A 13,462-nucleotide genomic window follows, 5' to 3' on the forward strand; every position below is an offset into this window, starting at 1 on the left:
AATTAAGGGTTGATGATGCAACGAATGAAACAGAAAGGTTTTACCCTGATCGAAATCATGGTGGTGGTGGCGATTATCGGGCTGCTGGCAGCACTGGCCTACAATTCTTACACCGGCCAGGTCATGCGCAGCAACCGCTCGGATGCCAAATCCGCGCTCAACGACGTGGCGCAGCGATTGCAGCGTTGTTACACCACCTACAGCGCTTATAACTCTGATGAGTGTGGTGTGCACACAGAGCTGGACGCGGGGGTGATCGACTCCAGTGAAGGGATGTACGAGGTGGACTATGAGGCCGGCAGCATTAGCGCCACGACGTTTACTCTGGTCGCGACGCCGGTGAGGCCCCCCCAGACCAACGACGACGAGTGCGATGATATGTCGCTGGCGCACACGGGGCGCCGTGCGCCCGCCGACTGCTGGTAGACTGGTTTTCAAGCGTGGTTTTTGAGGCTTAGTCCCGGTCCAGCCCGAGCTTGTTGAGTCGGTACCGCAGTGAACGGAAACTGATGCCCAGGTTCTTGGCCGCCTGGGTTTTGTTCCACTTGGCCTCTTCCAGGGAATGGCAGAGGATGTCCTTCTCGATTTCTTCAAGGTAGGCATCGAGCGAAGGGTAATTGGCGCAGTTCGCCGGATGGTTGATGGCAGAGCCAGTGTTTCCGGCTGGCGTCTGATCTGCCGGGGTGTTCAGCGGTACGGTGTCCGAAGGCAGGTGCAGGTCGGGGGCATCGAGTACTTCGGTTTCACACAGGGTGAACGCCCGTTCCAGTATGTTTTCCAGCTCGCGCACGTTGCCCGGGAAGGGGTACTCGCACAGGCTTTTCAGCGCGCTCTGGCTGAGTTGTGGTGTGGGCAGGTTCACCTCTTTGGCCAGTTTCTGCAGCGTGTGACGGGCGAGAATCGCGATGTCCTCTTTGCGTTCTCTCAGGGGCGGCACCCGCAACTGAATCACATTCAGGCGATAGAAAAGGTCCTGCCGGAAACGGCCCTGCTGCACCTCCAGCTCCAGCGCCTTGTGCGTGGCGCAGAGGATGCGCACATCGGTTTTGATTTCCGCCTGGCCGCCCACCGGCCGAATGGCCTTCTCCTGAATCGCGCGCAACAATTTGACCTGCATATCCAGCGGCAGATCGGCCACCTCATCCAGAAACAGGGTCCCACCTTCGGCGCTTTGAAAGAGCCCGGCTTTGTCCTGATGCGCGCCGGTAAAGCTGCCTTTCTTGTGACCAAAAAACTCACTCTCCATCAGCTCGCGCGGTATGGCGCCGCAGTTCACTGCGACAAAATCGCTTTTGGCGCGGGGGCCCAGTTTATGGATAGAGCGTGCCACCAGTTCCTTGCCGACGCCGGATTCTCCCGAGATATAAACCGGCGCCTGGGATCGGGCCAGTTTCTGGATGCTGGTGGTCAGGTCCTGAATCGCCCGGGATTGGCCGACGATCAGACACTCTCCCGGCAGGGGGCTCGGGGGGAGCTCGCTGGATTGAATGGCGGTGGTCACCAGCTTGCGCAGGGCTGTCAGGTCGACGGGTTTGGATACAAAATCAAAGGCGCCCGCCTTCATCGATTCGATCGCGGCATCGATACTGCCGTGGGCCGTAATGACGGCCACCGGCAGGCGCGGGTAATATTGCTGAATGTGCTCGACCAGATCCAGGCCATTGCCATCGGGCAGACGCATGTCAGTCAGGCAGAGATCGTAGTGATTGTCCGCCAGTAAGCGTTTGGCCTGAGCCAGGTTTTCCACGCTGTGGGTGTCAATGCGCATGCGTCCAAGCGTGATTTCCAGCAGCTCTCGGATGTCGGGTTCGTCGTCGATGACCAGGGCGCGTTTATTGTTCATGAGTCACTGTCAACTGAATTGTCTGGGTGCATTATACGGCCCGCTCCGGATGGGCCAGCTGGATGTGGAAGCAGCTCAGCCCCTCGTCGGTGCGCTGGTAGTGTATTAGAGCCTGATTCGCTTCGCAAAGCTCCTTGCAGATGAACAGCCCGAGCCCGGACCCTGTATTCTCGGTCGTGTAGAAGGGCTCAAAGATATGTTTGCGCTGTTCGGTGTCAATGCCTCGGCCCCAATCCACTACGCGGATGTAAGGTTGCTGGGTGCGCGGCTCAATGCCGGCCTCCAGAAGGAGTTGGTTCTGCCCCGTCGCCTCGCGGCTGTAGCGCAGTCCATTGTCGCACAGGTTGGTGAGCACTTGCTGGAGTTGGCCCGGATCAAACTTCCCGGTAATGTCTTTGTTTTTCAGCGACAGCTCTATTTCCGCCGAAGCGCCCGGCCCGGCGCCGTACTCTTCAACAAACTGCGGCAGCCATTCCTGCAGCAGCACGCGCTGCGGTTGTGAATTGCGACGCCGGGACAGCTGCAACACGTTCTCGATAATCTGATTCACCCGCTTGCTGTGGTTGTCGATAATACGCAGGAGTTTACGGTCGTCTTCCGAAATCTGCTCCGATTCGCCCAGTAGCTGACTGGCATGACTGATGGCGCCCAGTGGGTTGCGCACCTCGTGGGCAATACTGGCGGTCAGCCGGCCCAGGGACGCCAACTTCAGCTGTTGGGCCTGTTGGGTAATCAGCCGGTTGTCTTCCACAAAAATCAGGGTTTCGGCGTCTGATTCCGTGGCCAGCGGAGCGAAATTGATTTTGACCTCCCGGTTTGAGCCCTCATCCAGCTTGACGATCGGTGAGATCTGCTGGCCCTCCTGCCAGCGCTCGAATTGTTGACAGAGCAGGGGAATCTGCTCCAGCGGTGTCGAAGAGGCCTCAGACGGATGCATGCCCAACAGGTCGGCCGCCGAGCGGTTGAACAGCTCGATCTTCCGGTGTCGGTTGAGCACGACGATTCCTGTGCGCATGCGCTCGACGATCAGCTGTGCCAGCTTTTGCAGATGCGCGGCCTGCTCGGCCTGCTCGAGCGCCTCCTGGGTGCTGGTACGGATCTTCCGGCTCAGATACTGAAAGGTCAGGGCGGTGATGAACAGCAGAGCGCCCAGGGTGCCGGCCGAAAACAGCGTCTGGTTGTCGATTGATTGTAGCCAGAGTCGGGCCACGCTCTCGCCGATGACCGCGATGCTGGCCAGTGCCGCCAGCAGTACGGCCAACTGCCCCGGCAACAGCATGCCGCCGGCGGCCACGACCACCAATTGCAGATACCCCAGACCACTCAAGGCCCCGCCGCTGGCGTACATCAGCAGCGCAATGGCGGCGACATCCACCACGAGCAATACGAATGACTGCTGGATGGAGGGCAGAAACTTGGCCCGCCAAAGCAGTCCGAGCGTGACAATATTCAGAGCCGTGTAAGTGATGGAAGTGGTGAGGAAAATGTCGGGGTGATCGTTGCCCAGAATGTTGGGCGCGATATCGCCCTGAAACATCAGCAACAGGAGGCTGCCCAACAGTGTCCGGTAGTAGGTGTAAACGCGCAGCAGATCATAGTTGTTGTAACTGGAGGCGCGGTTGATGACGGAGTCGGCTAGGGCCATGAAATCGCTCGGGTTATGGGACTGATGGCTTTGCGTCGCGACGCCAATTGGCGGACAATGCAGGCTTTTCAGTTTATCAGGAAGCGGACACGATTATGTCAAGTTTGAGTATCGCGCTGGCTCAAATCAACCCCCTGGTGGGAGATATCCCCGGCAACACCGAAAAGGTGATCCATTGGGCGCGTGAGGCGCAAGAGCGGGGGGGCGATGTGATTGTGTTTCCCGAGCTTACCCTGTCCGGCTATCCGCCGGAAGATCTGCTGCTGCGCCCGAGTATGGCACTTCGGGTCGACCGGGCATTGGATCAGATCAAGAACGCCGACCTGACGATTACTCTGGTGCTTGGTTATCCACGCGTGGTGGCCGGCCGGGTGTTCAATATGGCGGGGGTCATTGCCGGGGGCCAGTTGGTGTGCGAGTACGCCAAGCAGTGCCTGCCCAACTACCAGGTGTTCGATGAAATGCGCTACTTTGTGCCGGGCGACAGTGCCTGTGTTTTTGATCTCAAAGGCATCCCGACCTCGCTGACCGTGTGCGAAGACATCTGGCAGCCGGGCCCGGTGGATCAGGCGCGCGAGGCCGGCGCCCGGCTGATGCTCAACCTCAATGCCTCACCGTTTCACCGGGGCAAGCCCCTCGAGCGCGAACAGCTGCTGGCTGAACGGGCCCGTCAGGGCCATATGCCCATTGTTTACGTGAACCAGGTGGGCGGCCAGGATGAGCTGGTATTCGATGGTGGCTCGGTGGCGGTGAATGCCGCCGGGGAGCTGTGCCGCCGTCTGCCGGCCTGGGAAGAGTCGCTGGAGCTACTGCAGACCAGCTGGCACGAGGGCCAGGTCCACATGGGCCATCAGGCTCTGGCACCGCAACAACAGGACCTGGACTCGGTGTATAACGCCCTGGTAACCGGCACCCGCGATTATGTGAACAAGAACCGCTTCAGAGGGGTGGTTCTGGGGCTGTCCGGGGGAATCGACTCGGCGTTGACGCTGGCCATCGCGGTGGATGCGCTGGGGCCCGAGCGGGTGACCGCGATCATGATGCCGTTTCGCTATACCTCCGAGATGAGCCAGACTGATGCGGCCGAGCAGGCCCGGCGGATGGGGGTGGCCTACCACTCTCTGAGTATCGAGCCCATGTACGAAGCGTTCATGAGCACATTGGAGCCGGTGTTTGCCGGCGCTGAGCGCGATACCACCGAGGAAAATCTGCAGGCCCGATGCCGGGGCGTGCTGTTGATGGCCTGGTCCAATAAAAAGGGCGACCTGGTGCTGACCACGGGTAACAAGAGCGAGCTGGCGGTAGGGTACTCCACCCTCTATGGCGATATGGCCGGGGGCTTTGATGCCCTCAAAGACGTGCCCAAAATGCTGGTTTTTGCCCTGGCCCGTTACCGCAACACGTTGGGAGAGGTCATTCCTCCCGGGGTCATTACCCGCCCACCCTCGGCCGAGCTGGCGCCCGACCAGAAGGACGAAGACAGCCTGCCGCCCTATGAGGAGCTGGATCAGATCCTGGAGCGCTATGTGGAGCACGATCTGAGTGCCGAGGCGATCATCACCGAGGGCTTTGCCCGGCAGGACGTTGAGCGGGTGGTACGACTGGTGGACCTGAACGAGTACAAACGCCGTCAGTCCCCCGTGGGGGTCCGGATCACTCAGCGCGGGTTTGGCCGCGACCGGCGCTACCCGATCACCTCGGGCTGGAAGCTGGGCGAATAGGCGGGCACAAAAAAGCCCGCGCTGGGCGGGCTTTCTCGGGTCGTCGATCAGGCATCGCCCGGTCTGGGTGTGGGCGAATCCTGATACTCCGGATTGTACCGCTCCCGGCTGTCAAAGCCCGCGGGCTCGCTTTTGTCGAACAGGCCGAACGTCACCAGACTCAACCAGCTGCGGCCGCCGTCATCGGCGCGGTATTGAAAGTCAAAGCTGCCGTCGTCATTCAGCGCCGGGTGATCCGGGTAGTTGAGCTTGAGCACTTCCAGCATCTGATCCGACAACTCGGGCATGTCCAATAGATGATAACCCTGTACCATCACCGCCAGTGCGTCGGGCATGGCCGGGCTGCGGTGGTAATTCTCGAGCACATAGCGCCCGCGGTTGGTTGCCGCCAGATAGGCGCCGCGCTTGAAGTAGTAGTTGGCCACATGAATTTCATAGCGGGCCAGGAGGTTGCGCAGGTAGAGCATCCGGCGTTTGGCGTCGGGCGCGTAGATACTGTCCGGGTAGCGCGCGAGCAGCTGCGCGAAATGCGACAGGGATTCGCGGGCCGCCCCCGGGTCGCGCTGGGTCAGATCCGTCGGGATCACCCGCTCGAACATGCCCTTACCCTCGGTAAAAGAGCTGAGGCCCTTCATGTAATAGGCGTAGTCGGTGTTGCGGTGCTGAGGATGCAGGCGGATGAAGCGATCCGCCGTCGCGGCGACCATTTCCGGCTGACCGGAGCGATAATAGGCGTAAATCAGCTCCAGTTGCGCCTGTTCGGCATAGGTGCCGAAGGGGAAATTCTCTTCCAGCGCCTGAAGGTTACTGATGGCCGTTTCCCACCGGCTCCGGTTCAGCTGCTCTTGCGCCGCCTCATAGAGGTCGGCCTCACTGGTATACTGATCAGCGGGGTCGGTAGTGGAACAGGCTGCCAGCGCAAAAAGGCCGCCGAATATCAACAGTTGCAGGGCTCGCATAGGGTTAAAACTCGTTTACGATTCAAATGTCAGCCGGGCCTGTATCATTGCCGACCGCAGACAGCGGGCTATTAAAACACAGAGCGTGCGGATACCAAAGCGTCCGCAAGCTCGTCGACAAACAGAGGTGATCGCGCCCCATGGCCGATAAATTACAACAGAATGCCCGTGTTCCCGCCGAAATGGGCGGTATGCGGTTCGACCAGGCTGCCTCCAGCTTGTTCCCCGAATTTTCCCGTGCCCGGCTACAAACCTGGATCCGGGACGGCCAGTTGATGCTCAACGGCCGCATCGCCAAGCCCAAGGAGCGCCTGATCGGCGGAGAGGCACTGGCACTCGAAGCCGAGCTGGAGCCCCAGGGCAACTGGCAGCCCGAGGCGATCGACCTGGATATCGTCTATGAAGACGAAGAGCTGCTGGTGATCAACAAGCCGGCCGGTCTGGTGGTGCACCCGGCGGCGGGGAACCAGACCGGTACCCTGCTCAATGCGTTGCTGCACCACAGCCCGGCCCTCGAATCGGTGCCCCGGGCCGGTATCGTCCACCGGCTGGATAAAGACACCACCGGCCTGATGGTGGTGGCCAAGACCCTTTCGGCCCACACCGATCTGGTGGACCAGTTGCAGGAGCGTGTCGTCAGCCGGGAATATGAAGCGGTGGCCATTGGCACCATGACCGGCGGCGGGACCGTCGATGCGCGCATTGGTCGCCACCCTCAGCAGCGCAAGCAGATGGCCGTGGTCGACACCGGCGGCAAGCGCGCCGTGACCCACTATCGTCTGGTGCAGCGGTTTGCGGCCCACACCCATATTCGGGTCAAGCTGGAAACCGGTCGCACCCATCAGATTCGGGTGCATATGGCCCACGTGCGCCACCCGCTGGTCGGCGATGGCACTTATGGCGGACGTTTCAAGATTCCCAAGGGGGCCAGCGAAGAGCTGATCCAGGCACTGAAAAGCTTTCCCCGTCAGGCGCTGCATGCCGCGACCCTGGGGTTGGAACACCCGGCCACGGGTGATTACTGCGAGTGGACGGCCCCTTTGCCCGAGGATATGCTCGCGCTGTTGGCGGCACTGAAACAGGGCTGATCAACGCCCGGCCCACACTTCGAAATAGAAGCATCAATTAGAAGGACGGAGAATACCTATGCCGACCCCTGAGTTCATCGTTCCCGACTGGCCGGCCCCGGCGAGCGTCAAGGCCGCCATCAGCACCCGATCGGGCGGGGTGAGTGAAGGCGCTTATGCCTCCTTTAACCTCGCCCATCACGTGGGTGACAGTGAACCAGCGGTAGAGGACAACCGGCGGGCTCTGCAGAACACACTGAAGCTGCCCGGGCCGCCCCAGTGGCTGGAGCAGGTTCACGGCACCCAGGTGGTGGAAGCTCAGGCCGACGACTGGGTGCGCACGGCGGACGGCTGCGTGACCGATCAGCCGGGCCTGGCCTGCTCGGTTCTGACCGCCGATTGCCTGCCGGTGCTGTTGTGCAACCGCCAGGGCACGCGCGTGGCGGCGGCCCACGCCGGTTGGCGGGGGCTGGCCAGTGGTGTGCTGGCCGCCGCCGTGGCCCGCTTCAATGAGCCCTCGGCCGACTTGATGGCCTATCTGGGGCCGGCTCTCTCCCAAGAGCATTTTGAAGTGGGAGTGGAGGTGTTGGAGGCGTTTTTCGAGGCGGCGCGCAATGCCGAGCATGCAGATCAGGTGGCGGCCTCTTTCTGCCCCTCCGAGCGACCGCTGCATTTTCGGGCCGATCTCTATGCGCTGGCGCGGGCCGAATTGCAGGCGTTGGGGCTGACCCGGGTCTACGGTGGCGATTACTGCACCTATCGTGACTCTGAGCGTTTTTACTCGTTCCGCCGCGATGGGACGACAGGCCGGATGGCGAGCTTGATCTGGATCAACTCCTAGCGCTTCGAAGAGCGCCTCCCTTGCTTTTTCACCACTGTGCCCCCATTTCCTTAACCATAATGGGGTTATTAGTGATTGCGGAATAAGTGAGGCATATCCATGCGAATTGATCGATTGACCAACCAGTTACAGACGGCGCTGTCTGATGCTCAGTCCCTGGCCGTGGGCCGGGACCACAGTCAGCTCGAATCCTACCACCTGTTGCAGGCGCTGCTGGATCAGCAGGGCGGCACCGTGCGCTCGCTCCTGGCGCAATCGGGTTTCAATATGACCGGGCTGCGCAACGAGCTGGCCAAAGAGCTGGAGCACTTGCCGCATGTGGAAGCGCCCACCGGCGATGTGGGCATGTCCCAGGAGTTGGGGCGACTGCTCAATATGGCCGACCGGCGCGCCCAGAAAGCCGGGGACAAGTTTGTCTCCAGTGAATCGGTGCTTCTGGCCGCGATGCTCGATGGCGACAGCCAACTGGGCAAGCTACTGAAGAAGTTTGGCGATGCCCAGAGCCTGGAGCAGACCGTCGAGAAGGTACGCGGCGGGGAAACCGTCGATAATGCCGATGCCGAAGGCAACCGGCAGGCGCTGGAAAAATACACCCTGGATCTGACCGCCCAGGCCGAGGCCGGCAAGCTGGATCCGGTGATCGGCCGGGACGATGAAATCCGTCGCACCATTCAGGTCCTGCAGCGGCGCACGAAAAACAACCCGGTGCTGATCGGCGAGCCCGGTGTCGGTAAAACCGCCATCGTCGAGGGCCTGGCCCAACGTATCGTCAATGGCGAGGTGCCCGAAGGGCTGAAAAACAAACGCCTGCTGTCGCTCGATCTGGGCAGTCTGCTCGCCGGCGCCAAATTCCGGGGCGACTTCGAAGAGCGGCTGAAAGCTGTGCTCAAGGAATTGTCCAAAGAAGAGGGGCAGGTCATCCTCTTTGTCGATGAGCTGCACACCATGGTCGGTGCCGGTAAGGCCGAAGGCTCCATGGATGCGGGCAATATGCTCAAACCGGCTCTCGCCCGGGGCGAACTGCACTGTGTGGGTGCCACCACGCTCAACGAATACCGCCAGCATATTGAAAAGGATGCCGCGCTGGAGCGCCGCTTCCAGAAGGTGCTGGTGGACGAGCCCAGCGAAACCGACACCATTGCTATCCTGCGTGGCCTGAAAGAGCGCTATGAGGTGCACCACGGGGTGGATATTACCGACTCGGCCATTATCGCCGCGGCCAAGCTGTCCCAGCGCTACATCACCGACCGTCAACTGCCGGACAAGGCCATTGATCTGATCGATGAGGCGGCCAGCCGGATTCGCATGGAAATCGACTCCAAGCCGGAGCAGATGGACCGGCTCGAGCGACGCCTGATTCAGCTCAAGATCGAACGCGAAGCGGTCAAGAAAGACGAAGACGAGGCCAGCAAAAAGCGTCTGGCCAAGATCGACGCCGACATCGAGAATCTGGAGCGCGAGTACGCCGATCTGGATGAAGTCTGGCGCACCGAGAAGGCGTCGCTGCAGGGCTCCCAGGAGATCAAGAGCAGCCTGGAGAAGGCCCGCCTGGATATGGAAGCGGCCCGGCGCGCGGGCGATCTGGGGCGGATGTCCGAGCTGCAGTACGGAGTGATCCCCGAGCTGGAGAAGCAGCTGGATATGGCCAGCCAGGTCGACATGATGGAAATGAAGCTGCTGCGCAATCGGGTGACCGAAGAGGAGATTGCCGAGGTAGTTTCCAAGTGGACCGGTATCCCCGTGGCCAAGATGCTCGAAGGCGAGCGGGACAAGCTGCTGCGCATGGAGGACGCGCTGCACCAGCGGGTCATCGGGCAGCACGAAGCGGTGGTGGCGGTCGCCAATGCCGTGCGGCGCTCGCGGGCGGGCCTGTCCGAGCCCAACCGGCCCAATGGCTCCTTCCTGTTCCTGGGGCCGACCGGTGTGGGCAAGACCGAACTGTGCAAATCCCTGGCCGAATTTCTGTTCGACAGCCAGGAGGCGATGGTGCGCATCGACATGTCGGAGTTCATGGAGAAGCACTCCGTGGCCCGGTTGATCGGCGCGCCCCCCGGCTATGTCGGTTACGAAGAGGGCGGCTATCTGACCGAAGCGGTGCGCCGTCGGCCTTACTCGGTGCTGTTGCTCGACGAGGTGGAAAAGGCTCACGCCGATGTGTTCAATATCCTGCTCCAGGTCCTCGATGATGGGCGCCTGACCGATGGTCAGGGGCGCACGGTGGATTTCCGTAACACCGTGATTGTGATGACCTCCAACCTGGGGTCAGATCGCATTCAGGATCTGGCCGAAGATCGCTCCTACGATTCCGTCAGCTTTGACGGGGAGAAGCCCAAGGACGATTCAGTGGCCAACGAAAACCGCTACCAGGCCATGAAGAGTGCGGTGATGGAAGTGGTGGGCAGCCACTTCCGCCCGGAGTTCATCAACCGGGTCGATGAAGTGGTGGTCTTCCATCCGCTGGCTCGGGAGCAGATCCGGGGAATTGCCGATATTCAACTGGACCTGCTGCGCAAGCGCCTGGCCGAACGGGATCTGACGCTGAGCCTGGACGATGCGGTGCTGGACAAGCTGGCCGAGACCGGGTTTGACCCGGTGTACGGCGCCCGGCCGCTCAAGCGGGCCATTCAGCAGGAGGTTGAAAACCCGCTGGCGCAGCAGATCCTCGAGAGCCAGTTCTCACCGGGAGATAACATCCATGCCACTCTGGAGGGCGACCGGCTGGTGTTCAAGCGCCAGGCGGCCCATTAACAGCGGTCAGCAGGCCCGGTCGCGAACCTGGCGGGCCTGCTCGGCCCGCTCGTCGATCTCGTCCTGATTCAGGTAGCGGCGCTCGCCGTTTTCATCGGTCACCGCGATGCGTCGGCCTCCTTCAATCATGGCCAGGTTTTCCCGGGCGGCTTCGCAGGCTTCGTCCAATTCCTGTTGCGAGCGCCCCTCCCGATTGGCAGTGGCTTCATTTGAGGTATCGGATTGCTCTTCCTCTGCCTTGAATCGCTGTGAATAATCCACCGGCTCACTGTGGCCGGTGCGGGTGCGCATCTGGTCCGACTGACGGTTTTTGGGCGGGTGCGCGGAGAAGTGGGTGACGCCCTCGTCATCCACCCATTTGTAGACCGTGTCGGCGCCCGCCAGAGTACTCATCAACACGCCCGCCACGGCCAGGCTGCACAGTAAAACGCTTTTCATGGTCGTCGCCTATTCTGGGTAAACCGGTATTGGCCAAAAAAGTCACTATAGCGCTCCTGCCGCCCGGGCGGAAGAGGGGGGCCTCCGCACTGTGACCGGCTTGGCCAAGTGGCTGTTTCGGCTTGACTTTGCGCGCTGTTTTGAGAACAATAGCAAGTTCGCTAGATGGCTCGCAGAACCAACCGACGACCTCGGTACGGGATTCTGCACTGGCAGGCCAACCCGGCCGCCACTCCATCCGCAACCGCGAAGGCGCGTTAACCTACGCCCTGCCCGGCGTCACCCGCAATTGCTACCCGCGCGGGAAGTCGGGGAACCCCATGACTCATGACATGAAGAGTGTCGTAAGCGATACCGTCTGCTCGACTCTGTCGATCGGGGGTATGGTTTATTTTGTTCGTGGCTGCGTATACAACCTGGCGAAGTGAATTAACACACCAAGGTCAATTGAGAGGTTACCCAGTGGAAATGCTTTCAGGCGGAGATATGCTGATCCGTGCATTGCGGGACGAGGGCGTTGATTGCGTCTTCGGTTACCCGGGTGGGGCGGCGCTGCATATTTACGATGCCATCTTCCGGCAGAAAGACGTCAAGCACGTGCTTGTGCGCCATGAACAGGGGGCGACTCACGCCGCCGACGGTTATTCCCGCGCCACCGGGCGAGTGGGAACCGTGCTGGTGACGTCCGGCCCCGGAGCCACCAATGCCATTACCGGCATTGCCACCGCCTATATGGACTCCATCCCTCTGGTGGTCATCTCCGGCCAGGTGGTGTCCGAGCGTATTGGCGAAGATGCTTTCCAGGAAACCGACATGGTGGGTGTTTCCCGGCCGATCGTGAAGCACAGCTTCATGGTCAAGCACGCCAGTGAAATCCCGGAAATCGTGAAAAAGGCCTACTACATCGCCTCCACGGGCCGGCCCGGCCCGGTGGTCATCGATATACCGAAGGATGTTACAGCGCCCAACGAGACCTTTCCCTATGAGTACCCGGAAAAGGTCAAAATGCGCTCCTACAATCCCGCCACGCGCGGCCACACCGGCCAGATTCGCAAGGCGGTGCAGCTCTTGCTGGAGGCCAAGCGGCCGGTCATCTACGCCGGCGGTGGTGTCATTCTGGGCAATGCTTCGGAGCTTCTGACCGAGTTGGTGCGCAAGCTCAACTACCCGGTGACCAACACCCTGATGGGGCTCGGTTGCTATCCGGGCAGTGATCGCCAGTTTCTGGGCATGTTGGGTATGCACGGGACCTTTGAAGCCAACACCGCCATGCATCACAGCGATGTGATTCTGGCCGTGGGCGCCCGTTTTGACGACCGGGTCACCAATACCGTCAGCAAATTCTGCCCCTCCGCCAAGATCATTCATATCGATGTGGATCCGGCGTCCATCTCCAAAACCGTGGCCGCCGATGTCCCCATCGTGGGGTCGGTGGACAGTGTGCTGACCGAGATGCTCGCCATGGTCAAGGAGAGCAAGGAGCAACCCGACGCCGAAGCGCTCAAGGCCTGGTGGAAACAGATCGATGAGTGGCGCGCGCGTCACGGCATCTATACTCAGCCGCGGTACAAGACCGATGGCGACAAGATCATGCCGCAGGACGTGATCCGCACCCTGTATGACGTGACCGGTGGCGACGCCTATGTCACCTCGGACGTGGGTCAGCACCAGATGTTCGCGGCCCAGTACTACCTGTTTGACAAGCCTCGGCGCTGGATCAACTCGGGTGGCCTGGGGACCATGGGTTTCGGCCTGCCCTCGGCGATGGGGGTGCAGATGGCTGATCGCGACGCCGTGGTGGCCTGCGTCACCGGCGAGGGCAGCATCCAGATGTGCATTCAGGAGCTTGCCACCTGTACCCAGTATCACCTGCCGGTGAAAATCATCTGCCTGAACAACCAGGCGCTGGGTATGGTGAAGCAGTGGCAGGACATGAACTACGAGGGCCGCTACTCCGAGAGTCTTTACGAAGAAACCCTGCCGGACTTCGTCAAGCTGGTCGAGTCTTATGGCCACGTGGGCATGCGAGTCACCAAAAAAGAAGATCTCAAAGCCAAAATGGAAGAGTGTTTTGCGATGAAAGACCGGGTGGTGTTCATGGACATCATGGTCGATCCGAGCGAACACGTTTACCCCATGCATGTCGCGCCCAATGGGTCCATGCGCGATATGTGGCTGAGCAAGACGGAGCGCACCTGAT

Annotated in this window: 10 protein-coding genes; 6 read left to right on the forward strand and 4 right to left on the reverse strand. The window is 60.9% G+C overall.

All coding sequences use genetic code 11. The annotated features are described in order from the left end of the window. Positions 1-24: 24 nt before the first annotated feature. Positions 25-426, forward strand: a complete 402-nt coding sequence (locus AAE484_RS13690) for a type IV pilin protein (protein WP_341938968.1) — start codon at positions 25-27, stop codon at positions 424-426. 28 nt (positions 427-454) lie between these two features. Here the strand turns inward: AAE484_RS13690 and AAE484_RS13695 are convergent, their stop codons facing one another. Both AAE484_RS13695 and AAE484_RS13700 read right to left on the reverse strand, forming a co-directional pair. Continuing rightward, the gene (locus tag AAE484_RS13695; protein ID WP_341938969.1) at positions 455-1,843 is read right to left on the reverse strand and encodes a sigma-54-dependent transcriptional regulator; all 1,389 of its coding nucleotides are present in this window, start codon (positions 1,841-1,843) and stop codon (positions 455-457) included. 31 nt (positions 1,844-1,874) lie between these two features. Then, the gene (locus AAE484_RS13700; RefSeq protein WP_341938970.1) at positions 1,875-3,488 is read right to left on the reverse strand and encodes a sensor histidine kinase; all 1,614 of its coding nucleotides are present in this window, start codon (positions 3,486-3,488) and stop codon (positions 1,875-1,877) included. A 95-nt stretch (positions 3,489-3,583) separates the two neighbouring features. On the opposite strand from AAE484_RS13700, the gene AAE484_RS13705 reads away from it, so the two are divergent. Continuing rightward, on the forward strand, positions 3,584-5,209 hold the full coding sequence (locus AAE484_RS13705) for an NAD+ synthase (RefSeq protein ID WP_341938971.1): 1,626 nt from the start codon (positions 3,584-3,586) through the stop codon (positions 5,207-5,209). A 47-nt stretch (positions 5,210-5,256) separates the two neighbouring features. Here AAE484_RS13705 and AAE484_RS13710 read toward each other — a convergent pair whose 3' ends face one another. Further along, complete coding sequence (locus AAE484_RS13710; protein ID WP_341938972.1) at positions 5,257-6,168, reverse strand: outer membrane protein assembly factor BamD; 912 nt, start codon at positions 6,166-6,168, stop codon at positions 5,257-5,259. Between the two features lie 140 nt (positions 6,169-6,308). Here AAE484_RS13710 and rluD point away from each other — a divergent pair, with 140 nt between their 5' ends. From rluD to clpB, 3 genes are all read left to right on the forward strand, one after another. Then, the gene (rluD, locus tag AAE484_RS13715) at positions 6,309-7,256 is read left to right on the forward strand and encodes a 23S rRNA pseudouridine(1911/1915/1917) synthase RluD (protein WP_341938973.1); all 948 of its coding nucleotides are present in this window, start codon (positions 6,309-6,311) and stop codon (positions 7,254-7,256) included. Positions 7,257-7,314: 58 nt separating this feature from the next. Beyond that, positions 7,315-8,076: a peptidoglycan editing factor PgeF gene (gene pgeF / locus AAE484_RS13720; protein ID WP_341938974.1), complete on the forward strand. Its 762-nt coding sequence runs from the start codon at positions 7,315-7,317 to the stop codon at positions 8,074-8,076. Between the two features lie 99 nt (positions 8,077-8,175). Further along, entirely contained in the window at positions 8,176-10,824 is a 2,649-nt protein-coding gene (gene clpB / locus AAE484_RS13725) for an ATP-dependent chaperone ClpB (protein ID WP_341938975.1), read from the forward strand. Positions 10,825-10,830: 6 nt separating this feature from the next. Here clpB and AAE484_RS13730 read toward each other — a convergent pair whose 3' ends face one another. Further along, the gene (locus AAE484_RS13730) at positions 10,831-11,262 is read right to left on the reverse strand and encodes a DUF4124 domain-containing protein (protein WP_341938976.1); all 432 of its coding nucleotides are present in this window, start codon (positions 11,260-11,262) and stop codon (positions 10,831-10,833) included. A 462-nt stretch (positions 11,263-11,724) separates the two neighbouring features. Here AAE484_RS13730 and AAE484_RS13735 point away from each other — a divergent pair, with 462 nt between their 5' ends. After that, entirely contained in the window at positions 11,725-13,461 is a 1,737-nt protein-coding gene (locus tag AAE484_RS13735) for an acetolactate synthase 3 large subunit (RefSeq protein ID WP_341938977.1), read from the forward strand. Position 13,462: the final 1 nt, after the last annotated feature.

Source organism: Marinimicrobium sp. C2-29 (genome assembly GCF_038419845.1).
Taxonomy (GTDB): Bacteria; Pseudomonadota; Gammaproteobacteria; order Pseudomonadales; family Cellvibrionaceae; genus Marinimicrobium.